At 73.1% G+C, this 21,514-nt stretch carries 17 protein-coding genes; 7 read left to right on the plus strand and 10 right to left on the minus strand.

From position 1 onward, the window contains the following. Window positions 1-86 precede the first annotated feature (86 nt). The 6 genes from AB0912_RS14310 to AB0912_RS14335 form a co-directional block, all read right to left on the minus strand. Window positions 87-1,508 carry a SidA/IucD/PvdA family monooxygenase gene (locus tag AB0912_RS14310; RefSeq protein ID WP_366699275.1) on the minus strand — a complete coding sequence of 474 codons (1,422 nt, stop codon included), beginning with the start codon at window positions 1,506-1,508 and terminating at the stop codon, window positions 87-89. After that, window positions 1,505-2,869 (minus strand): aminotransferase class V-fold PLP-dependent enzyme, encoded by a 1,365-nt coding sequence (locus tag AB0912_RS14315; RefSeq protein WP_366699277.1) that lies wholly within the window; start codon window positions 2,867-2,869, stop codon window positions 1,505-1,507. The genes AB0912_RS14310 and AB0912_RS14315 overlap by 4 nt, the downstream gene beginning before the upstream one ends. 205 nt (window positions 2,870-3,074) lie before the next feature. Beyond that, window positions 3,075-5,567 (minus strand): aminopeptidase N, encoded by a 2,493-nt coding sequence (gene pepN, locus AB0912_RS14320; RefSeq protein ID WP_366699279.1) that lies wholly within the window; start codon window positions 5,565-5,567, stop codon window positions 3,075-3,077. A gap of 84 nt (window positions 5,568-5,651) precedes the next feature. After that, window positions 5,652-6,131: a response regulator gene (locus AB0912_RS14325; protein WP_366699281.1), complete on the minus strand. Its 480-nt coding sequence runs from the start codon at window positions 6,129-6,131 to the stop codon at window positions 5,652-5,654. A gap of 403 nt (window positions 6,132-6,534) precedes the next feature. Further along, entirely contained in the window at window positions 6,535-6,873 is a 339-nt protein-coding gene (locus AB0912_RS14330) for a chorismate mutase (protein WP_366699283.1), read from the minus strand. Between the two features lie 11 nt (window positions 6,874-6,884). Next, entirely contained in the window at window positions 6,885-7,769 is an 885-nt protein-coding gene (locus AB0912_RS14335; protein ID WP_366699285.1) for an AraC family transcriptional regulator, read from the minus strand. Between the two features lie 193 nt (window positions 7,770-7,962). Here AB0912_RS14335 and AB0912_RS14340 point away from each other — a divergent pair, with 193 nt between their 5' ends. Continuing rightward, window positions 7,963-9,783 carry a beta-galactosidase family protein gene (locus tag AB0912_RS14340; RefSeq protein ID WP_366699287.1) on the plus strand — a complete coding sequence of 607 codons (1,821 nt, stop codon included), beginning with the start codon at window positions 7,963-7,965 and terminating at the stop codon, window positions 9,781-9,783. Here AB0912_RS14340 and AB0912_RS14345 read toward each other — a convergent pair. Together AB0912_RS14345 and AB0912_RS14350 are read right to left on the minus strand one after the other, a co-directional pair. Next, window positions 9,669-12,800 carry an endo-alpha-N-acetylgalactosaminidase family protein gene (locus AB0912_RS14345; protein WP_366699289.1) on the minus strand — a complete coding sequence of 1,044 codons (3,132 nt, stop codon included), beginning with the start codon at window positions 12,798-12,800 and terminating at the stop codon, window positions 9,669-9,671. The genes AB0912_RS14340 and AB0912_RS14345 overlap by 115 nt on opposite strands. Window positions 12,801-13,056: 256 nt before the next feature. Next, entirely contained in the window at window positions 13,057-13,839 is a 783-nt protein-coding gene (locus AB0912_RS14350) for a serine protease (RefSeq protein ID WP_366699291.1), read from the minus strand. Window positions 13,840-14,190: 351 nt separating this feature from the next. Here AB0912_RS14350 and AB0912_RS14355 point away from each other — a divergent pair, with 351 nt between their 5' ends. Continuing rightward, window positions 14,191-15,084 carry a hypothetical protein gene (locus tag AB0912_RS14355; RefSeq protein ID WP_366699293.1) on the plus strand — a complete coding sequence of 298 codons (894 nt, stop codon included), beginning with the start codon at window positions 14,191-14,193 and terminating at the stop codon, window positions 15,082-15,084. 125 nt (window positions 15,085-15,209) lie between these two features. Beyond that, window positions 15,210-15,956 carry an ankyrin repeat domain-containing protein gene (locus AB0912_RS14360; RefSeq protein ID WP_366699295.1) on the plus strand — a complete coding sequence of 249 codons (747 nt, stop codon included), beginning with the start codon at window positions 15,210-15,212 and terminating at the stop codon, window positions 15,954-15,956. Window positions 15,957-16,023: 67 nt separating this feature from the next. Here AB0912_RS14360 and AB0912_RS14365 read toward each other — a convergent pair whose 3' ends face one another. Next, entirely contained in the window at window positions 16,024-16,938 is a 915-nt protein-coding gene (locus tag AB0912_RS14365; RefSeq protein ID WP_366699297.1) for an SDR family oxidoreductase, read from the minus strand. Continuing rightward, on the minus strand, window positions 16,935-17,804 hold the full coding sequence (locus tag AB0912_RS14370; protein WP_366699351.1) for an SDR family oxidoreductase: 870 nt from the start codon (window positions 17,802-17,804) through the stop codon (window positions 16,935-16,937). Before AB0912_RS14370 ends, AB0912_RS14365 begins: the two co-directional genes overlap by 4 nt. A gap of 148 nt (window positions 17,805-17,952) precedes the next feature. Here AB0912_RS14370 and AB0912_RS14375 point away from each other — a divergent pair, with 148 nt between their 5' ends. Genes AB0912_RS14375 through AB0912_RS14390 form a run of 4 tightly spaced genes read left to right on the plus strand, consistent with a single transcriptional unit; the run spans window position 17,953 to window position 21,474 of the window. After that, window positions 17,953-18,747: an enoyl-CoA hydratase family protein gene (locus tag AB0912_RS14375; RefSeq protein WP_366699299.1), complete on the plus strand. Its 795-nt coding sequence runs from the start codon at window positions 17,953-17,955 to the stop codon at window positions 18,745-18,747. Next, window positions 18,744-19,610, plus strand: coding sequence for a CoA-transferase (locus AB0912_RS14380; RefSeq protein ID WP_366699301.1), 867 nt, complete (start codon window positions 18,744-18,746; stop codon window positions 19,608-19,610). Before AB0912_RS14375 ends, AB0912_RS14380 begins: the two co-directional genes overlap by 4 nt. Continuing rightward, window positions 19,607-20,410 (plus strand): CoA-transferase, encoded by an 804-nt coding sequence (locus AB0912_RS14385; protein ID WP_366699303.1) that lies wholly within the window; start codon window positions 19,607-19,609, stop codon window positions 20,408-20,410. The genes AB0912_RS14380 and AB0912_RS14385 overlap by 4 nt, the downstream gene beginning before the upstream one ends. Further along, window positions 20,410-21,474 (plus strand): nitronate monooxygenase, encoded by a 1,065-nt coding sequence (locus tag AB0912_RS14390; RefSeq protein ID WP_366699305.1) that lies wholly within the window; start codon window positions 20,410-20,412, stop codon window positions 21,472-21,474. Before AB0912_RS14385 ends, AB0912_RS14390 begins: the two co-directional genes overlap by 1 nt. Window positions 21,475-21,514 lie beyond the last annotated feature (40 nt).

Genomic DNA, 21,514 nt, shown 5'->3' on the forward strand with positions numbered 1-21,514 from the left:
CGCCGTAGGTCGGTGGGTGTGGGCGGTGTCGGCGCGGGGTTTCGCGGCGGCGCCGCCCTTTTGTGTGTCCGGTCGCGGTGGGGGTGTCATCGGCTGTCGGTGAGGGGGGTGAGGGTGCGGGTTTCGGTGCGGGTGGCGGGGAGGTGGGGGGCGGGTTCGAGGCCGAAGGTGGTGAAGGCGGTGCGGGTGGGGAGGGGGTAGGGGTCTTTGCCGGTGAGGGTGTTGAGGATGGTGGCGCTGCGCCAGGCGGCGAGGCCGAGGTCGGGGGTGCCGACGCCGTGGGTGTGGAGTTCGGCGTTCTGGACGTAGATGTGGCCGGTGACGGCGGGGTCGAGGTCGAGGCGGAACTGGCCGTCGATGGCGGGGCGTTGGGCGCTGTCGCGGCGGAGGTAGGGGTCGAGTCCGGCGAGGAGGGGGCTGATGGGGCGTTCGCGGTAGCCGGTGGCGAGGATGACGGCGTCGGTGGTGAGGCGGGAGCGGGCGCCTTGCTGGGTGTGTTCGAGGTGGAGTTCGACTTTGCTGGTGGCGACGCGTCCGGCGGTGCGGACGGTGACGGCGGGGGTGAGGACGGCGTCGGGCCAGCCGCCGTGGAGGGTGCGGCGGTACAGCTCGTCGTGGATGGCGGCGATGGTGTCGGCGTCGATGCCTTTGTGGAGTTGCCATTGGGCGGCGACGAGGCGGTCGCGGACGGGTTCGGTGAGGGCGTGGAAGTAGCGGGTGTAGTCGGGGGTGAAGTGTTCGAGGCCGAGTTTGGAGTACTCCATGGGGGCGAACGCTTCGGTGCGGGCGAGCCAGTGGATCTTTTCGTGTCCTGGGGGGCGGTTGCGGAGGAGGTCGAGGAAGACCTCGGCTCCGGACTGGCCGGCGCCGATGACGGTGATGTGGTCGGCGGTGAGGAACTGTTCGCGGTGTTCGAGGTAGTCGGCGGCGTGGATGACGGGCACGCCGGGGGCTTCGACGAGGGGTTTGAGGGGTTCGGGGATGTGGGGGGCGGTGCCGACGCCGAGGACGATGTTGCGGGTGTAGGAGCGGCCGAGTGCTTCGGCTTCGCCGTCGCTGTCGAGTTGGGTGAAGTCGACTTCGAAGACGTCGCGTTCGGGGTTCCAGCGGACGGTGTCGACCTGGTGGGCGAAGCGGAGGCCGGGGAGGTTGTCGGCGACCCAGCGGCAGTAGGCGTCGTATTCGGCGCGCTGGATGTGGAAGCGCTCGGCGAAGTAGAAGGGGAAGAGGCGTTCGCGGGCTTTGAGGTAGTTGAGGAAGGACCAGGGGTTGGCGGGGTCGGCGAGGGTGACGAGGTCGGCGAGGAAGGGGACTTGGAGGGTGGCGCCGTCGATGAGCATGCCGGGGTGCCAGTCGAAGGCGGGGCGTTGTTCGTAGAAGACGGTGTCGAGTTCGGTGAGGGGGTGGGCGAGGGCGGCGAGGGAGAGGTTGAAGGGGCCGATGCCGATGCCGACCAGGTCGCGGGGTGCTTCGGCGGCGGGGCGCGGGGGGTGGGGTGTCGGGGTCATCGGGGGGTGTGTCCTTCCACCAGTTTCAGGAGCGTGGCCAGGTCGCCGGGTTGGGTGTGGGGGTTGAGGAGGGTGGCTTTGAGCCAGCGGCGGCCGTCGAGGGTGGCGCGGCCGAGGACGGCGTGGCCTTGGTCGAGGAGGGTGCGGCGGATGGCGGCGACGGTGTCGTCGGTGGCGCCGGTGGGCCGGAAGAGGACGGTGCTGATGGCGGGCCGGTCGTAGAGCTCGAAGCCGGGGTGGTCGGTTATGAGGTCGGCGAGGTGGTGGGCGTGGGCGCAGACCTGGTCGACGAGTGTGGCGAGGCCGTCGCGGCCGAGGGTTTTGAGGGTGACGGCGATTTTGAGGGCGTCGGGGCGTCGGGTGGTGCGCAGGGAGCGGCCGAGGAGGTCGGGGAGGCCTGCTTCGGTGTCGTCGTGGGCGTTGAGGTAGTCGGCGTGGTGGGTGAGGGGGGTGAGGTCGGCGGGGTCGCGGACGGCGAGGAGTCCGGCGGCGACGGGCTGCCAGCCGAGTTTGTGGAGGTCGAGGGTGATGGTGTGGGCGCGGTCGAGTCCGCGGAGTTTGGCGCGGTGCTGTTCGCTGAGGAGGAGGCCTCCGCCGTAGGCGGCGTCGATGTGGAGGCGGGCGCCGTGGGTGGCGCAGAGGTCGGCGATGTCGGGGAGGGGGTCGATGAGTCCGGCGTCGGTGGTGCCGGCGGTGGCGGCGACGAGGAGGGGGCCGTGGAGGGTGGTGAGGGCGTTGTCGAGGGCGGCGGGGTCGAGGGTGCCGGCGGGGGCGGGGAGGACGACGGGTTCGGGGAGGCCGAGGAGCCAGGCGGCGCGGTGCAGGGAGTGGTGGGCGCTTGCGGCGCAGACGAGTTGGGTGCCGCCGTGGGCTTCGCGGGCGAGGAGGAGGGCGAGTTGGTTGGACTCGGTGCCGCCGGTGGTGATGAGGGCGTCGCTGTGGGGGGTGTCGTAGATCTCGTGGGCGAGGGTGCGGGTGAGGAGTGCTTCGAGTTCGGAGGCGGCCGGTGCCTGGTCCCAGGAGTCGAGGGAGGGGTTGAGGGCGGAGGCGGCGAGGTCGGCGGCGGTGGCGACGGCGAGGGGCGGGCAGTGCAGGTGGGCGGTGCAGAGGGGGTCCGCGGGGTCGGCGGCGCCTTGGGCGAGGGCGTGGACGAGGTCGTGGAGGGCGTTGGGGTCGCCGTGGGCGGGCAGGAGGTCGCCGGCCTGGTCGCGGAGGGCGCGGGCGACGTGCTGGGGTCCGCCGGCGGGGAGGGGGCCGCCGCGTGCGGTGGCGCCGGTGGTGAGGGCGTCGAGGACGGTGTGGAGCAACGGCCGCAGTGCGTCGGGGCCTTGGGGGCCTGAGGCGAGGGGCGGCGTGCTCATGGCTGTCCTCCGGTGGACGCGCGGCGGGGTACGTCCCAGCGTGTACGCGTTTCGGGCAGGTGCGCCCGCCAAGGACAACGATTCGACCCAAAAGGGGGTACTGCCGTGCGGAGGAAAGGTGAGCGGCGGCCGGGGGTGCTAGAGGGTTCCGGGGGGTGGTGCGGGGGCGGTTGTCGCGCCCCCGCACGCCGTCCGCGTGGTGGGGTCAGGCCTGGCGGGCGCGCAGGGCGCGGGCGAGGTCGTCGAGCTGGTCGGTGAGTTTGCGGCGCAGGGCGGGGATGGGGTCGGCGTCGCGGAGGCAGGCTTCGCCGAGGGCGAAGGTGTCGGCGGTGACGGCGTGGGCGGGGAAGGCCCAGCGTCCGGCGGCGTCGGCGATGGCGGGGCCGCGGCGTTCGGCGACGGCGACGGCGTCGGGCCAGTAGCGCTCGACGTACTCGCGGACGAGGTCGGCCTGTTCGGGCTGCCAGAAGCCCTGGGCGGTGGCGGTGAAGAGGTAGTTGGAGAGGTCGTCGGTGGTGAACATGGCGTGCCAGGCGGCGCGTTTGGCCTCGGGGTCGGGCAGGGCGGCGCGGCAGCGGGCGGCGCCTTCCTGGCCGGTGGCGCTGGGGTCCTGGACGAGTTCGGCTTCGATGACGGCGTCGTCGACGGCGCCGAGGACGGCGAGCCGGCCGAGGATGCGCCAGCGCAGTTCGGGGTCGAGTTCGGGGCCGCCGGGGACGGTGCCTTCGGAGAACCAGGCGCTGATGGTGTCGGGGTGGGCGGCGACGTCGATGCAGTGGCGTACGGCGATGAGGCGCAGGCCGGGGTGGGAGCCGTCCTCGGTGCGGCGGATGAGGTCGCGGCACAGGTCGGTGAGGGTGGCGAGGGCGGTGGGTCGCTGTTCGGGGCCGAGGAAGCGGTCGGCGACGTGGGTGACGGCGAAGCCGAGGACGCCTTGGACGAGGGCGAGGTCGGTCTCGTGCGGGAGGTGGGTGCGGGCGGCGTCGATGTAGGCCATGGCGGGCAGTTCGGCGTCGCGGACGGCGTCGCGCAGGGCGTTCCAGACGACGGCGCGGCTGAGGGGGTCGGGGAGGCCGGAGAGGGCGGTTTCGACGGTGGTGGAGGACTCGGTGTCGAAGCGGATCTTGGCGTAGCCGAGGTCGGAGTCGTTCAGGAGGAGGAGGGCGGGGCGGCGGCCGGGGGCGGTGTGGGGGGAGTCGCCCTGGGGGACGTCGAGTTCGAAGCGGTCGCGGAGGGTGAGGGTGCGGTCGTCGCCGGGGACGGTGTCGTAGGCGCCGACGGCGATGCGGTGCGGGCGGCTGCCGTCGCGGTCGACGGTGAGCTGCCAGGTGCCGTCGGTTTCGCGGAGGGTGGGGGTGAGGGTGTCGACGCCGGTGGTGCGCAGCCAGGCGTCGGCCCAGGCGTGGACGTCGCGTTCGGTGGCGGAGGCGAGGTTGTCGATGAAGTCGGCGAGGGTGGCGTTGCCGAACTTGTGGCGGGCGAAGTGGGTGTTGATGCCGGCGAGGAAGTCCTTCTCGCCGAGCCAGGCGACGAGTTGGCGCAGGGCGGAGGCGCCCTTGGCGTAGGAGATGCCGTCGAAGTTGAGCATGGCGGACGCGGTGTCGGGGACGGCGTCGGGGTCGGGGGCGACGGGGTGGGTGGAGGGGCGCTGGTCGGCGTCGTAGCCCCAGGCCTTGCGGGCGACGCCGAAGTCGACCCAGGTGTCGGCGAAGCGGGTCGCTTCGGTGAGGGTCTGGTAGCCCATGTACTCGGCGAAGGACTCGTTGAGCCAGATGTCGTCCCACCAGCGCAGGGTGACGAGGTCGCCGAACCACATGTGGGCCATCTCGTGGGCGATGACCATGGCGCGGGTCTGGCGTTCGGTGTCGGTGACGGCGGAGCGGTAGATGAACTCGTCGCGGAAGGTGACGAGTCCGGGGTTCTCCATGGCGCCGGCGTTGAACTCGGGGACGAAGGCCTGGTCGTAGGAGTCGAAGGGGTAGGGCTCGTCGAACTTCTCGTGGTAGCGGTCGTAGCAGGCGCGGGTGACGTCGAGGATTTCGTCGGCGTCGGCGTCGAGGTGGGGGGCGAGGGAGCGGCGGCAGTGCAGGCCGAAGGGCAGGCCGGCGTGTTCGGTGCGCACGGAGTGCCAGGGGCCGGCGGCGACGGCGACGAGGTAGGTGGAGATGAGGGGGGTGGGGGCGGCCTTCCAGTGGCCGTCGCCGAGGTGTTCGGTGACGCCGTTGGCGAGGACGGTCCAGCCTTCGGGGGCGGTGACGGTCAGCTCGAAGACGGATTTGAGGTCGGGCTGGTCGAAGGCGGCGAAGACGCGCTGGACGTCTTCCATGAAGAGCTGGGTGTAGAGGTAGGTCTCGCCGTCGGCGGGGTCGGTGAAGCGGTGCATGCCCTCGCCGGTGCGGGAGTAGCGCATGGCGGCGTCGACGCGCAGTTCGTGTTCGCCCGCGGTGAGGCCCTTGAGGGGCAGCCGGTTCTCGTCGAGGGTGTCGGGGTCGAGGGGCCGGCCGTCGAGGGTGGCGGAGCGCAGTTCGGCGGGCTTCAGCTCGACGAAGGTGTCGGCGTCGGTGCGGGCGGTGAACCGGATGACGGTCAGGGAGTCGAAGGTCTCGTCCCCTCGGGTCACGTCGAGTTCGATCCCGTAGTGGTGGACGTCGAGGAGCTGGGCACGGGTCTGCGCTTCGTCGCGCGTCAGTACGGACATGGGGACATGCTGCCCGATGGTGTCGGCGGGTCACAGGGGTGGTCCCGTTCGTACGCTTTGTCGTCGTCTGGTGACGCGGTGCGGTTACGGGGTTCGGGGGTGTCGCGGCGGGTCGGTGCCGGGCTGGTGTTCGCGGACGCGGGCGCGCAGGTCGCGGAGTTCGCGTTCGAGGTTCTGGTGGCGCTGCTGGGCCTCGTAGAGGTAGCGGACCTTGGTGCGCAGGGCCCAGGGGTCGACGGGTTTCATGAGGAGGTCGGCGACGCCGAGGGCGAAGGCGGTGGCGGTGAGTTCGGTGTCGGGGCCGAATCCGGTGAGGAGTATGACGGGGATGTGCTGGGTCTGTTCGACGCGGCGCATGTAGCGGACGACGTCGAGGCCGCTGACGCCGGGCATGCGGACGTCGAGGACGAGGAGGGCGACCTGGCCGCGCAGGACTTCCTTGAGTGCCTCGTCGCCGCCGGTGGCGCGTCCCAGCCGGTAGCCGAGCGGGGAGAGCGCGCTTTCCAGGGCGTACAGGGTGTCTTCGTGGTCGTCGACGATGAGGATCTTGGCATCCGACGGCATGGCCCGGCGTCCCCTCGTTTTGGGCGTACCAGCATATGCCCGTGCGGGCGTGTCGTGTCCGGGGGTTGTGTGCGGGAGTGCGCGGCGCGCGCGGCGCGTTCCGGGCGGGTGGTTCTCACGCCGGCGTGGAACGCGCGCTCTGCGGGGGCGGATTCGCTCCGGCGCGGGGTGTGCGCGCCGGGGTGGTTCTCGGCTCGGGCGCCGGGGCCGGGGTCACCCGGTGCGCCTGGGCCCGTCCCCCGGTTCGGGCGGCGGGCTGGTGGGCGCTACTCCCTTGGTACGGGGCTGTGTTGGGCGGAACTCCCGTGGTACGGGGTTGTGTCGAGTCGTCCCGCTCCCCCGGTTCGGGGCGGCCCGTCGGGTCGTCCTGCTCCCCCGGTTCGGGGCGGCCCGTCGAGTCGTCCTACTCCCCCGGTTCGGGGGCGGTGCCGGCGTCCGCGATGCGTTCGTGGTGGCGGATCACCTCGGCGATGATGAAGGTGAGGAGCTTCTCGGCGAAGGCCGGGTCGAGTTTGGCGTTCTCGGCGAGGCGGCGCAGCCGGGCGATCTGCTCGGCCTCGCGGGAGGGATCGGCGGGCGGCAGATGGTGGGCGGCCTTGAGGTGGCCGACCTGCTGGGTGCACTTGAAGCGTTCGGCGAGCATGTGGACGACGGCGGCGTCGATGTTGTCGATGCTGTCGCGCAGCCGGGCGAGTTCCGCGCGGACGGCGGGATCGGCTTCCTGGGGCTTGCTGGTGGTCATGTGGGCCAAGCCTACGTGGCGTGCGGGGGCTCGATCATGGGTGGATCGTCGGGGTCGGGGACTCGGTCGCTCCAGCCGCCGGGGACGCTGCGGCCCTGCTGTTCGCGGAAGCGGACGGGCGGGATGCCGACGCGGCGGGTGAAGAGGCGGGAGAAGTAGGCGGGGTCGTCGTAGCCGACGCGGCGGGCGACGGCGGCGACGGGCAGGTCGGTGGCGGCGAGGAGTTCCTTGGCGCGGCCGAGGCGGATGCCGAGGAGGTAGTCCTTGGGGCTGCATCCGGCGCCGCGCCGGACGGCGGTGCGCAGGGCGGCGGGGGTCATGCCGTGCCGGGCGGCGTGGTCGGCGACGGACAGGGGGGTGAAGGCGTCGCGGGCGAGGGCCTGGAGGACCTCGTCGCCGTCGGGGGCGAGGTCGGCGCGGGCGCGGCGCAGGGCGACGAGGAGTTCGTGGACGGCGGCGCCGGTCTCGACCTCCAGGAGGGGGTTGCCGCGGCGGGCGGCGCGGGCGATGCGGGCGACGACGGCGCGGGGGGCGGTGGCGTCGGAGAGGGGGACGACGGGACGGCCGGGTTCGATGTAGCCGAGTTCGGTGTATGTGGTGGTGGCGGGGCCGGTGAAGTCGACGAAGCACTCGTCCCAGCCGGGGTCGGGGCCGTAGTGGTGGGGGGTGCCGGGGGTGAGCCAGAGGAGGGCGGGCGCGGTGACGGGGTGGCGGCGGCCGTCGGGGGTGCGGTACCAGCCGCTGCCGGAGCTGATCACGACGGCGACGTGGTGGTCGAGGGTGCGGGGGCCGACGGGGGGCAGTTCGCCGTGCTGGAGGCCGACGCCGAGACAGGCGAGGCCGAGCCGGAGGTGGGCGGGCCCGGGGGTGAAGTAGCGCATCCAGGTGTGGTACATCCGTCGTCGTCCCGCCCGGTCTTTCCTGTGCGTCGTGCCTGTGCCTGCGTCGGTGTCTGTGTCTGTGCCTCGCGGCGGTACGTCGTGCGTGTGCCCGTGCCTCGCGGCCGGTACGTCCCGCCCTCGCGTTGCGTCCAATCAGTGCCGATCTTTGTCCATGGACGCGGTCGCCGCCAGGGGTGATCGTGTGGCCATGAACGAGTTCACGGTGGGGGACACCGATTTTCTGCTGGACGGGCGCCCGGTGCGGCTGCTGTCGGGCGCGCTGCACTACTACCGGGTGCACGAGGGGCAGTGGGCGCACCGGCTGGGGATGCTGCGGGCGCTGGGGCTGAACTGTGTGGAGACGTACGTGCCGTGGAACCTCCACGAGCCGCGTCCCGGTGAGGTCCGTGACGTGGAGCAGGTGGGCCGGTTCCTGGACGCGGTGCGGGCGGCGGGCCTGTGGGCGATCGTGCGGCCGGGTCCGTACATCTGCGCGGAGTGGGAGAACGGCGGGCTGCCGCACTGGCTGACGGGGCGGGCGCGGACCCGGGACCCGGAGTATCTGCGGCAGGTGGAGCGCTGGTTCCGGGTGCTGCTCCCGGAGATCGTGTCGCGGCAGGTCGACCGGGGTGGCCCGGTGCTGATGGTGCAGGTGGAGAACGAGTACGGCAGTTACGGCTCGGACCAGGTGTATCTGGGCCGGCTGGCGGAGCTGCTGCGGTCGGAGGGCGTGCGGGTGCCGCTGTTCACGTCGGACGGGCCCGAGGACCACATGCTGACGGGCGGGTCGGTGCCGGGGGTGCTGGCGACGGCGAACTTCGGGTCGGGCGCGCGGGAGGCGTTCGCGACGCTGCGCCGGCACCGGCCGTCGGGGCCGCTGATGTGCATGGAGTTCTGGTGCGGCTGGTTCGACCACTGGGGTGCGGAGCATGTGGCGCGGGATCCGCGGGACGCGGCGGACGCGTTGCGGGAGATCCTGGAGTGCGGGGCGTCGGTCAATCTGTACATGGCGCACGGCGGGACGAGTTTCGGTGGCTGGGCGGGCGCCAACCGGGGCGGTGAGCTGCACGAGGGTCCGTTGCAGCCGGACGTGACCTCGTACGACTACGACGCTCCGGTCGACGAACTGGGCCGTCCGACCGAGAAGTTCTGGCTGTTCCGGGAGATCCTCGCCGCGTACGCGGAGGGGCCGCTGCCCGAGGTGCCGGCGGCGCCCGACGTGCTGGGCGCGGACGCGGTGGCCGGGCTCGACGGGTGGGCGTCGCTGGACGCGGTGCTGGACGCGGTGGGGGGCGCGGAGGCGGAGTATCCGGTGCCGCCCACGTTCGAGGAGCTGGGCGTGGACCGGGGGCTGGTGAAGTACGAGGTGGGTGTGCCCGGGCCCCGGCAGCCGTATCCGCTGTCGGTGAGCGGGCTGCGGGATCTGGCGGTGGTGTCCGTGGACGGGGTGCGGGCGGGGGTGCTCACGGAGGCGGAGCCGCGGCTGAAGGAGCCGGTCGCGGGGCCCGCGCGGGTGGAGCTGTGGGTGGAGTCGCTGGGCCGGGTCAACTACGGTCCGCTCACCGGCGAGCCGAAGGGCATCACCGGGGGTGTGCTGCACGAGCGGCAGTATCTGCACGGGGTGCGGGCGCGGGCGCTGCGGCTTGACGCGCTGGACGGGGACGTGGAGCGGGTGCCGTTCGGTGACCTCCCCCAGGACGGCGCCCCCGGCCTGTACCGCGGCACGGCCGAGGTGCGCGGTGCCGGGGACGCCTTCCTCGAACTCCCGGGCTGGACGCGGGGGTTCGTGTGGGTCAACGGGTTCGGTCTGGGCCGGTACTGGTCCGTGGGACCGCAGCGGGCGCTGTACGTGCCCGGTGCGGTCCTGCGGGAGGGCGTGAACGACGTGTGGGTGCTGGAGCTGGAGGCGGCGGGTCAGCCGGTCTCGGTCACCTCGAAGGAGTCGAGGGTGAACTCGGCGGTGCCGTCGTCGCCGGTCTTGCGCAGGCCGACCCAGGCCTCGCCGGTGCCGGGCGCGGTGAACTCGTAGGAATGGGTGGCTGGTTGGGTCGCGGTGGGGAGGGCGGTGCGGCTGAGTTCGCGGGTTCGCGCGCCCTCGTCCACGGCGGTGATCCAGGCGTACTGTCCAGCCTTCTCGTTCTCATAGCGGAAGGTGACCCGGTAGCGGCGGCCGGGCTGGAAGCGGACGGTGTGCGGCACGGTCCGGTAGACCAGGCCGCTGTTCTCGCCGCGTGACTTGAGGGACTGGGTGCCGTCGATGACGTCGTCGACGGCCTTGCCGTTCCAGCCGCGCTGGGTGAACGGGGCGTGCCGCTGGGCGATGTGGGTGCGCGGGTCGGTGACGTCGCCCGCGTCGCCCTTCACGAAGGGGCCCCAGCCCTGCGGGACGTGTTCGAAGTCCTCGTGGACGAGGGTGCCGGGAGCGGTGGCGGGGCGGACGGCGGGCACGACGCGGACGTCGGCGAACCGCACGCGGGCCTGCCCGGCGCCCGCGGCGAGGGTGAGGTGGACGGGGCCGCCGCCCTCGGGGACGGTGAAGCGGGTGAACATCCGCTGGAAGCGGGTGCCGTGCGCCCGGTCGGCGGCGACGTAGTTGCCGGCGGTGGACGTGCGGGTGGTGTTGGCGGCGGTGACGCCGTCGGCGGTACGGACGCGCAGCGCGGCCTCGCGGCTGTCGTCGGCGCTCGTGCCGACCTCGACCTGTACGGAGGCGGCGTAGGTGCCCGGCTTGAGGCGGGTCAGCTTCTGGGTGACGGTGGCGGCGGCGCCGGCCGCGATCACGAGTTCGTGGCGGCCGATGGGGCTGCGTGCGACGGAGGCGGGTCCGGTGACCGTCCAGCCCTTCAGGGAGCCGGAGTTGAAGCCCGGGTCGTGCAGCGGGGTGCCCTCCCCCCAGTCGGGGTCGGCGGCGTCGGCGACGCGGGTGCGGTGGAGGACGTAGGGCTGTCCGGCGGTCGCGTCGAGGGTGATCCGGCCGGCGCGGACGGGGACGTACGTCTGGAACCTGCGTCCCTGGTCGGTCAGCCGGTACAGGGCGACCCGCGACAGGCCCTCCCAGCTCTTGGGCAGGCGCCAACTGCTGCTGCCTCCGGCCGGGTTGTAGTGGTAGAGCCTGGTCGCCTCGCGGGGGTCCCAGGGCAGCAGGTAGGTGCCGCCGTCGTAGACGAGGCGTCCGTCGGTGGTGATGCGGCGGGTGCCGTCGGTGTCGGTCACGGAGGTCACGGCGCCGCTGGTGCCGAAGGTGATCTCGTGCTCGCCCCAGGTGCGGATCGGGTACGCCTGGAGGTATTTGGCGGGCAGCGAGTGGGTCCAGATCAGGTCGTAGAAGGCGGTCCAGTCGGTCTTTCCGGTCCAGCCCTCGAAGTTGCCCATGCGGGGAACGCCCAGCAGGGTGGGCCACTTGTCGGCGAAGACGTCCTTCTGGTGGTTGCGGACGAAGCGGATGAGCCGGGAGTTGACGCCCCGGGAGGTGTCGGGGCCGTAATCGGTCTCGGTGGCCCAGTGCGACCACAGGGTGGAGCGCTCCAGGCCGTGGCCCCACTCGGAGGTCACGTGCCAGCCCTGGTCGCGCAGGGCGCGCTGGAGGCGGTCGGAGTTCCAGCCTGACTCGCGGAACACGTCGATGTAGAGGGAGTTGAGAGCCGGGTCGGCCTCGTGGCGCAGGTCGGCGAAGCGGCGGACGATGTCGCCGGAGACGAGGTCGCGGCGCGGGTCGATGCGGTAGCTCTGGTCGAGCCAGTCCCACTGCGGGTCGTCCTTGTCGACGAGGGTCTCGGAGAAGGCGTGGGCGACGGGGTAGGACTCGGTGGCGTTGACGTGGACGGCGAAGTCGCTGTTCCACTTCTTTCCGGCCCGCACCAGGGTGTTGAGGTCGGCGAGGCCGCCGGCCCGCTCGTTGTGGTTGCCCGCGTAGTCGGGGTGGGCGGAGTCGTGGCCCTCCGACTGGTAGCCCTTGAGGATGGTGAACTGGCCCAGTCCGTCGGTCGCGAGGGAGATCCGCTTGACGTTGTCGAGGGTCGCGAGGAACGGGTTGGTGGCCTGGGAGGCGAAGTTGAAGGGGATGTGCGGCACGACCCGCTGGTAGGTGTCCTCGGCGCCGAGCGGGGTGACCATGATGTCGCGGAAGGCGATCGCCGCGTCCTGCCAGTCGATCACCCCGTCGCCGTTGCGGTCGCCGGTGACGACGACGGTGGCGTACGGGAGCGGCTCGGTGTCGGTGGCGCCGGTGGCGCGGTGGGTCCACTGGCCGGGGGCGAGGCGGGCCTCGGTGTAGCCGTCCTTGCGGACGGTGCGGCGCCAGAGCCGGCCGTTCTCCCAGGAGGTGGCGGCGTCGGGCTTGTCGTAGACGGTGTTCGTCTCCAGGGCGCCGGCGAGTCCGTGGTGGGCGACGACGGCGTACGCGCATCCGGTGGCCGCCTCCGCCGGGGTGTCCGGGGCCGGCGTGACCAGGGTGTCGCCGCTCTTGGACTGGTCGAGCTGGACGCGGGCGGCGAGGAGCTGGGCGCCGGGCTGGTCGCTGCGGACGGCGAGCAGGGCGAGGTCGGGGATCTCCAGGGTGCCCACGCGCAGGGCGTCGGTGTCGGCGACTGCCGTGACCCGCCAGGTCACTTGGCGGCCGGTGACGGTGATCTCGACGTCGATGGTGGTGCCGCCGGTGAAGGCCAGCCGGTAGGCGGCGGAGGCGGTGCCGGGGGTGGTGGTGACGGTCGGGGTGTGGGCGGTGTTGTCGACCAGGACGGAGGTGACCGGGTCGGACTGGGCGTGCAGGACGGCGCCGGTGGCGCGGTCGGTGTAGGAGACGATCCGCGGGAAGGCGGTGGCGACACGGACGTCCAGGTGTGCGGAGCGGAGGGTGACGGTGTCGTCGGCGGGGGCGGCCGAGGCGGCGCCGGGCAGGCCGAGCACGGCGCCGATCCCGGCGGCGGCTCCGGCCGCGACGACGGTGCGACGGGTGGGGGTGAACGTGTCTGAGGGCTGCAAGGCTCTCCTCCTGGGGGCGACGTTCCGGGGCGGCCAGACTGCGTCGCGCGAAGCCGGTGTGCCCATGGACAAAGGAGAGGCAGCAGTTGGACTAACGGCGGCCGTGCGGGGACACGACGGACACGACGGTGCCCGGCCGGGGACACGACAGCGCCCGCGACCGGGGATCGCGGGCGCCTGCGTGCCGGAGTCGAACGGCGCCAACCGGTGCCAACCAGTACCGCCCGGTGCCGACCGGTGCCGACCGGTGCCGACCCGAGCCGCCCGGTGCCGACCGGTGCGATGCGACAGCCCCGACCCCAGGGGGCGTTACGGGCGGAAGTTACAGACCCGCCGCCGACCTGGCGATGTCGGCCGCGAACGTCGAGACCTCGCTGTACACCCCCGGATAGCCGGGTTCCGCGCAGCCCTGGCCCCAGCTCACGATGCCGACCTGGATGTAGGCGCCCGTGTCGTCCTTGCGGAACATGGGGCCACCGGAGTCGCCCTGACAGGTGTCCACGCCTCCTTGCGCGACGAATCCGGCGCAGATCTCGTCACCGGGGACGAGATCGCTGCCGTACGCCTGCTTGCAGGTGGCGTCGTCCACGAAGGGGACGGTGGCCTTGAGGAGATAGCGCTGCTGCGCTCCGCCCTCGCGGGCCGCGCCCCAGCCGGCGACGGTGAAGTTGCCGTTGTTGTAGGCGGTGGTGGTGGCGATCTTCAGGGTGGGCAGGTCGATGGGCTTGGCGAGTTTGATGAGGGCCCAGTCCTTGCCCTTGCCGTTGTAGCCGGGGGCCCGCAGGACCTTGGTCGACTTGACCTTGACGGCGCCGGCGCTCTGGAGGTCGACGACTCCGGCGGTGGCGGTGATGGAGGTGTTGTTGCCGGAGCCGTTCACGCAGTGCGCGGCGGTGAGGACGATGCTCTGGGTGTAGAGGGCACCGCCGCAGCCCATGGAGAGGCGGACCATGAACGGGAACTCGCCCTGCGCGGCGCGGGTGCCGCCGACGACGGGTGCGGGGGCGGCCTGCGCGGTCAGCGGCTGGAGCGAGGCGGCGGCGAGGACGACCGCGGCGACGGCGAGCAGTCTTCGGACGAGGCGGGACTTCTTCGGAGACTTCAACGCGCTTCCTTTCGTGGGGGGTTGTCCGCCGGGCAGGGGTACGGAAACGCCGGGGGCACCGAAGCGGCCGGACACCGGCACCGCCGGGACACGGACACGCTGGGGACACCGAGACGCTTGCTGGCATGCTCCTGCCAAGCTGCTGGGGATTATGGGGACCGCCGCCGGGCGCGGGCAAGAGCGGCGATTCGGCCAGACACGCCCGCCGCCGCACCGCGCTGTCGGCCGCCCGGCGAGAGCCCGCCCAGGTCCTGTCGTCACCTCCCCGCCTGCCCGCCCTCCCGGCGAAGGCCGGGGAGGTGACGACAGGACCTAGAGTGGGGACGACTTCCGGCGTCAGGGGGTACGGGCGTGGCGAACGGCGGACCCGTCGAGCACGGCTTCCCGCATCTGGACACGGTGCGGGCGTCGATCACCGCACTGTGGAAACGGCTCTCGTACGACACCGTGCACACGTTCTCGGCCAGCGTGGCCCCCGCCGACGTGGCCTTCGCCGACGCCGACGATCTGCACCTCGGCGCCCAGCGCGTGGCCCGCGAGATGGTCCGGCACTACCGGCTGCCGGACGCCCGGATGATCGTCGGTTTCCGCGAGATGACCCACGCGGCCAACGTCGAACTCGCCGCGGGCCCCGAGTACTTCATCGAACTGAACGACCGCTTCCGCACCCACCGCAGGGACATCGGCGCCGCCCTCGCCCACGAGGTGATGCACGTCTACCTGCACCGTCTCGACCTCGCCTTTCCCGGCACCCGCGCCAACGAGATCCTCACCGACACCGCCGCCGCCTACCTCGGCGCGGGCTGGCTGCTCCTCGACGCCTACCGCGAGGACGCCGCGTCCTCGCAGAAGCTCGGCTACCTGACCCCCGAGGAGTTCGGATACGTCCTCGCCAAGCGAGCGCTGGTCTTCGGCGAGGACCCCTCGGTGTGGTTCACCAGCCCGCAGGCGTACACCGCGTACACCAAGGGCATGGCGCGGGCCCGCCTCGACGAGCAGCGGCCCCCGCTGACCGCGGCCGGCTGGGCGGGCCGCCGCCGCTACGCCAAGGACCGCCGGCACGCCCAGGACCACACGGCCCCGGCGCCCCCGGACGCCCCCTACTCCTTCGCCGCCGACAGCGCCGGCCCGCTGCGCGTGTCCTTCCCCTGCCCGACCTGCCACCAGCGGATCCGGGTGCCGGTACGCGGCCGGGTCCGCGCCCGCTGCGCGCTGTGCCGGACGGTGCTGGAATGCGACACGTGACGCACGCGCCGGCCGTGACCGCGAGCGGGTGTCATCCGAAAGGCAGGACCGCGGCGGGTAACGGGTGATACAGGACACCCCAAATGCCTTTGCCTTCGGTGACCTTGGCGGGCGAGGGTCGAGGGATGAGCACGAACCACCCCGCCGACGCCCTCTTCCCCGCCCTGTACGAAGGGGACCAGGACACGGTCGTACGGCTGCTGCGCGCCGGGGTGAGCGCCGAGAGCGTGGACGAGGACGGCCAGAGCGCGCTGTACGTGGCGGCGGTGAGTGACGAGCCCGGGATCGTACGGCTGCTGCTGGCGGCCGGCGCCGATCCCGACCGGCTCAGTCTGGGCACGGACGCTCCCCTGTGCGGGGCGGCCTGCGGCGGGCACACCGAGGTGGTGCGGGCCCTGCTCGGCGCGGGGGCCGGTCCCGACACCGTGGAGGCGTTCGGGTTCACCGCGCTGGTCTGGGCGCTGCGGTGCGGGCACAGCGCGGTCGCGGAGCTGCTCCTCAAGGCGGGCGCCGACCCCGACCGGCCGGGCCCGTCGGGCGAGGTTCCGCTGGTGACGGCGGCCCGGCGGGGTTCCGTCGGCTGTGTACGGGCCCTGCTCGCGCACGGGGCGACCGCGCGGGCCGAGGCGATCGCGGAGGCCCGCCGCCTGCTCGGCGTCGGTGTCGAGGCCGAGCTGCGGGCCGGGCTTGCCCGCACGCACGGGCCCGGACACCGCGCCGTCACCCGCCGCCGCGGCTCCGCCGAGGGCGTCACCATCGAGGTCGAACTCCTGAACGCCCAGGGCATCCCGTTCGCGGGCGACGAACTCCAGACGGGGCACGCCGAGATCATCGCGCTGCTCACGGCGGGGACGAAGGCTGCCGGGGGCTGAGGCGAGGGCGGCCGGGGGCTGAGGCGAGGGCGGCCGGGGGCTGAGGCGAGGGCGCCGCCCTACTCCCCTACTCCGCGCCGTACACCGCTCCCGGAGTCGCCGCCTCCGTCAGGAGTTTCCGGGCCGCCTCGCCTGCCTCGGCCGGGGTCCAGCGGGCGCCCTTGTCGGCGGTCGGGCCGGGGCGCCAGCCCTCCATCACCGTGATCCGGCCGCCCTCGGTCTCGAAGACGCGGCCGGTGACCCCGGCGCTCGCGGCCGAGCCCAGCCAGACCACCAGCGGCGACACGTTCTCGGGTGCCATGGCGTCGAAGCCGGTACCGGGCGCCGTCATCGTCTCGGCGAAGGTCCGCTCGGTCATCCGGGTGCGGGCGGCCGGGGCGATGGCGTTGACCTGCACTCCGTAGCGGCCCGTCTCGGCCGCCGCGACCAGGGTCAGGCCGACGATGCCCGCCTTGGCCGCGCTGTAGCTGCCCTGCCCGACCGACCCCAACAGGCCCGCCCCGCTACTGGTGTTGACGACCCTCGCCACCGGTGTGCGGCCGGCCTTGGCCTCCGCCCGCCAGTGCGCGGCAGCGTGCCGGAGCGGCAGGAAGTGGCCCTTGAGATGGACCCGCAGGACGGCGTCCCAGTCGTCCTCGTCGAGGTTGACGAGCATCCGGTCACGCAGGAAACCGGCGTTGTTGACCAGGGTGTCGAGCCGGCCGTACGTGTCCAGGGCGGTGCGGACGAGGGAGGCGGCGCCGTCGGTGGTCGCGATGTCGCCGCCGTGGGCCACCGCCTCGCCGCCCGCCGCGCGGATCTCGTCCGCCACCAGTTGGGCCGGGCTGTCCGGGGACGGGGTGCCGTCGAGACCGACACCGAGATCGTTCACGACGAGCCGGGCGCCCTCCGCGGCGAAGGCCAGGGCGTGCGCCCTGCCGAGCCCGCGGCCCGCGCCCGTGACGACGACGACCCGTCCCTCGCACAGCAACGGTGCGCTCATGCCGGTTCTCCCTGCTGGTCCTTGTCGGGGGGTTCGCCGCTCCGGCCCTTGTCGGAGGGTTCGCCGCCTCGCGGGTCCCTGTGCGCCGGTTCGCCGCGCCGGTCCCTGTTGACCGTCGCGGCGTCGAGGAAGGCGGGCCGCTCCCCGCCGCCGTGGACGAGGATCGAGGCTCCGCTGATGTAGGCGGCGGCGTCCGAGGCGAGGAAGACGGCGGCTTCCCCGACGTCGGACGGCCGGGCGAGACGGCCCAGCGGGACGGTGCGGGCGACGGCCGCCATCCCGTCCTCGCCGCCGTAGTGCAGATGGGCCAGCTCGGTGCGGACCATGCCGACGACCAGGGTGTTGACCCGGATCTCCGGCGCCCACTCGACGGCCATGGAGCGGGCCAGACTCTCCAGCCCCGCCTTCGCCGCCCCGTACGCCGCCGAGCCGGGCGAGGGACGCGAACCGCTCACGCTCCCGATCATCACGATCGACCCCCGGGCTCTGCGGAGCAGGTCGTACGCGGCGAGCGAGGCGGTGAGCGGGGCGGTCAGGTTGAGCTGGATGACCCGGGCGTGCCGCTCGGCGTCCGCTTCGGCGAGGGGCCGGTAGGGGGCGCCGCCCGCGTTGTTGACCAGGACGTCGACGCGGGGCAGGGAGGCGAAGAAGTCCCGCACGGCCGACGGATCACGCAGGTCCACGGAGACGAAGTCGGCCTTCCCCGGCGGTACTTCGGGCGGGCGGCGGGCGCAGACCACGACATGCGCGCCCGCCCGCGCGAAGGCCCACGCGATCCCCGCCCCGACGCCCCGGGTACCGCCGGTGACGACGACGGTCCGGCCACTGAGGTCGGCCGCAGTTGCGTCGCCGGGGTCGGCCGTGATTGCTTCGCCGGGGTCGGCCGCGGCGCCGCCTCCGCCGCCACCGCCACCGCTGTCCACGTTGTCCACAGGCCCTCCCGCGCGGCCAGGATCGCTGCTAGCTTCGCATCACACCTAACAAACGTTTGGTGGAAAGGTAGCTGATGTGCCCATGGGTGTCTCCACCTCGTCCCCGGAAAAGGGGATTTCCGTCGTCACGGCCGACTACCCGCCGGTGAACGCGCTGCCGGTGCGCGGCTGGTTCGAGCTGGCCGGCGCCGTGCGCGCGGCGGGCCGCGACCCCGAGGTCCGCTGTGTCGTCCTGACGGCCGAGGGGCGTGGTTTCAACGCGGGCGTCGACATCAAGGAGATACAGCGCGACCCCACCGGACACGAGGTGCTGATCGGCGCCAACCACGGCTGCGCGGACGCCTTCGCCGCGGTGTACGAATGCGAGGTGCCCGTCGTCGCGGCGGTGCGGGGCTTCTGCCTGGGCGGCGGCATAGGCCTGGTGGGGAACGCGGACGCGATCGTGGCGAGCGAGGACGCCGTCTTCGGCCTGCCCGAGCTGGACCGCGGCGCGCTCGGCGCGGCCACGCATCTGGCCCGGCTCGTCCCGCAGCATCTGATGCGCGCCCTGTACTACACCTCGCGCACGGCGACGGCGGACGAGCTGCACGCGCACGGCTCGGTCTGGAAGGTCGTACCGGGCGAGGAACTGCTGTCGGCGGCGCTGGGTTTGGCGCGGGAGATCGCCGCGAAGGACGGCCGGCTGATCCGTCTCGCCAAGGCCGCGATCAACGGCATCGACCCGGTGGACGTGCGCCGCAGCTACCGCTTCGAGCAGGGCTTCACCTTCGAGGCCGGGCTCGGCGGAGTGGCCGGCCGCGTCCGCGACACCTTCGGCAAGGGGGCGCGGGGAGGCCCCCGGGTGAGTGACAACCGCGGCAAGGAGGTTCCGGAGTGAGCGACAAGACCATGTCGGCGCGGGACGTCGTCGGCCGGCTGGAGAGCGGGATGACACTCGGCATCGGCGGGTGGGGTTCGCGCCGCAAGCCGATGGCCCTGGTGAGAGCACTGCTCCGGAGCGGGATCACCGATCTGACCGTGGTCGCGTACGGCGGGCCGGACGTCGGGCTGCTCGCGGCGGCCGGGCGGATCCGCAGGCTGGTCACCGCGTTCGCGACGCTCGACTCGATCCCGCTCGAACCGCACTACCGGGCGGCGCGCGAGCGCGGGGCGTTCGAGCTGACGGAGGTGGACGAGGCGATGTTGATGTGGGGTCTGCACGCCGCCGCGAACCGGCTGCCGTTCCTTCCGGTGCGGGCCGGGATCGGCTCGGACGTGATGCGGGTCAACCCTGCCCTGCGCACGGTCACTTCACCGTACGCCGACCCGTCGACGGGGGTGCGGGAGGAGCTGGTCGCCATGCCCGCCCTGCGCCTGGACGCGGCCCTGGTCCACCTGAACCGCGCGGACCGGGCGGGCAACGGCCAGTATCTCGGCCCCGACCCCTACTTCGACGACCTGTTCTGCGAGGCCGCCGACACCGCGTACGTCTCGTGCGAGCGGATCGTGGACACGGCGGAGCTGACGAAGGAGGCCGCCCCGCAGACCCTGCTCGTCCAGCGGTCGGCCGTCACCGGGGTGGTGGAGACGCCGAACGGCGCGCACTTCACCTCCTGCGCCCCGGACTACGGGCGGGACGAGGCCTTCCAGAAGCTGTACGCGACCACGCCCTACGAGGAGTTCGCCGGGCGTTTCCTCTCCGGCGACGAACACGCCTACCAGAGCGCCGTCCAGGCCTGGCGGAAGGAGCGGGACCAGTGAGCGTCACCCGAGCCGAGTACTGCGTGATCGCCTGCGCCGAGGCCTGGCGGGGCGACGGGGAGGTGCTGGCCAGCCCCATGGGACTCGTGCCGTCCCTCGGGGCCCGTCTCGCCCGGCGCACGTTCTCGCCCGACCTGCTGATGACCGACGGCGAGGCGCTGCTCGTCGGCCTCGACGGCACCACGGAGGGCTGGCTGCCCTACCGACGCCATCTCACGGCGGTGACCGGCGGGCGGCGGCACGTGATGATGGGCGCGAGCCAGCTCGACCGCTTCGGCAACCAGAACATCTCCTGCGTCGGCGACTGGTCCCGCCCCCGCCGCCAGCTCCTCGGCATGCGCGGCGCCCCCGTCAACACGCTGAACAACCCCACCAGTTACTGGATACCCCGGCACTCCCGGCGGGTCTTCGTGGAGCGCGTCGACGTGGTGTGCGGGGTGGGGTACGACCGGGCCGCCGCCGCGGGCCCGAGCGCCACCCGCTTCCACCGTCTCCCCCGCGTGGTGACCGACCTCGCGGTGCTCGACTTCGCTTCCCGCGACCGCTCGATGCGGCTCGCCTCGGTCCACCCGGGCGTCACCGTCGAGCAGGTGCGCGCGGCCACGGGGTTCGAGCTGACGATCCCGGACGAGGTGCCCTTCACCCGCGAACCGACCGGCCAAGAGCTGGAGTTGATCCGGACGGTGCTCGACCCGGAGGGGCTGCGGGACCGGGAGGTGCCGGAGCCGGTGACACCGCCGGCGGATGGGGACGGGCGCCTGCATGGGGACGGGCGCAGGGCGGGCGGGGACGGGCGCTGATGGAGACCGCGCTGACCGCCCTCGTCGGCGTCCGGCATCCCGTCGTGCAGACCGGCATGGGCTGGGTGGCGGGCCCTCGCCTGGTCTCCGCGACGGCCAACGCGGGGGCGCTCGGCATCCTCGCCTCCGCCACGATGACCCTCGACCGGCTCCGGGAGGCCGTACGGGAGGTCAAGTCCCGTACGGACCAGCCGTTCGGGGTGAATCTGCGCGCCGACGCCGGGGACGCGGGCGACCGGGTGCGGATCATCGTGGACGAGGGGGTGCGCGTCGCGTCGTTCGCGCTCGCCCCCTCCCGCGAGCTGATCGCCGAGCTGAAGGAGGCGGGCGTGATCGTGGTGCCGTCGGTCGGGGCGCGGCGGCACGCCGAGAAGGTGGCCGGCTGGGGAGCGGACGCGGTGATCGTGCAGGGCGGCGAGGGCGGCGGGCACACCGGTGAGGTGGCGACGAGCGTGCTGCTGCCGCAGGTGGTCGACGCGGTGGACATCCCGGTGGTGGCGGCGGGCGGCTTCCACGACGGGCGGGGCCTGGTGGCGGCGCTGGCCTACGGGGCGGCGGGCATCGCGATGGGCACGCGGTTCCTGCTGACCTCCGATTCGACGGTGCCGGACGCGGTGAAGGCGCGGTATCTCGCGGCGGCGGTCGCGGACGTCACGGTGACGAGGGCGGTGGACGGGATGCCGCACCGCATGCTGCGTACCGACCTGGTGGAGGCGCTGGAGCGGGCGGGCCGCGCGAGAACCCTCGCCCGGGCCGTGCGCCGGGCCGCCGGTTTCCGCCGCCTCTCCGGGCTGACCTGGTCCCGCATGATCCGCGACGGCCTGGCGATGCGGCACGGCAGGGACCTGTCCTGGAGCCAGGTCCTGCTGGCCGCCAACACCCCGATGCTGCTCAGATCGGCGATGGTCGACGGCCGGACGGACCTCGGGGTGATGGCGTCGGGCCAGGTCGCCGGGGTGATCGACGACCTGCCGTCGTGCGGGGAGCTGGTCGAGCGGGTGATGCGGGAGGCCCACGAGACCCTCGACCGGCTGGCGGGGGCGAGCGTTCCGCTACGGGACTGACGCCGGTACGGCACTGACGTCTGTACGGGACTGACGCCGG

The organism is Streptomyces sp. NPDC007084 (genome assembly GCF_040703595.1).
Lineage (GTDB): Bacteria > Actinomycetota > Actinomycetes > Streptomycetales > Streptomycetaceae > Streptomyces.

Coding starts and splice junctions, on each gene's coding strand:
- AB0912_RS14365 (WP_366699297.1), bottom strand. CDS start 16,938: ATGAGCGCACCGTTGCTGTGCGAGGGACGGGTCGTCGTCGTCACGGGC.
- AB0912_RS14360 (WP_366699295.1), top strand. CDS start 15,210: ATGAGCACGAACCACCCCGCCGACGCCCTCTTCCCCGCCCTGTACGAA.
- AB0912_RS14315 (WP_366699277.1), bottom strand. CDS start 2,869: ATGAGCACGCCGCCCCTCGCCTCAGGCCCCCAAGGCCCCGACGCACTG.
- AB0912_RS14345 (WP_366699289.1), bottom strand. CDS start 12,800: ATGGGCACACCGGCTTCGCGCGACGCAGTCTGGCCGCCCCGGAACGTC.
- AB0912_RS14330 (WP_366699283.1), bottom strand. CDS start 6,873: ATGACCACCAGCAAGCCCCAGGAAGCCGATCCCGCCGTCCGCGCGGAA.
- AB0912_RS14310 (WP_366699275.1), bottom strand. CDS start 1,508: ATGACCCCGACACCCCACCCCCCGCGCCCCGCCGCCGAAGCACCCCGC.
- AB0912_RS14340 (WP_366699287.1), top strand. CDS start 7,963: ATGAACGAGTTCACGGTGGGGGACACCGATTTTCTGCTGGACGGGCGC.
- pepN (WP_366699279.1), bottom strand. CDS start 5,567: ATGTCCGTACTGACGCGCGACGAAGCGCAGACCCGTGCCCAGCTCCTC.
- AB0912_RS14375 (WP_366699299.1), top strand. CDS start 17,953: ATGGGTGTCTCCACCTCGTCCCCGGAAAAGGGGATTTCCGTCGTCACG.
- AB0912_RS14390 (WP_366699305.1), top strand. CDS start 20,410: ATGGAGACCGCGCTGACCGCCCTCGTCGGCGTCCGGCATCCCGTCGTG.
- AB0912_RS14335 (WP_366699285.1), bottom strand. CDS start 7,769: ATGTACCACACCTGGATGCGCTACTTCACCCCCGGGCCCGCCCACCTC.
- AB0912_RS14325 (WP_366699281.1), bottom strand. CDS start 6,131: ATGCCGTCGGATGCCAAGATCCTCATCGTCGACGACCACGAAGACACC.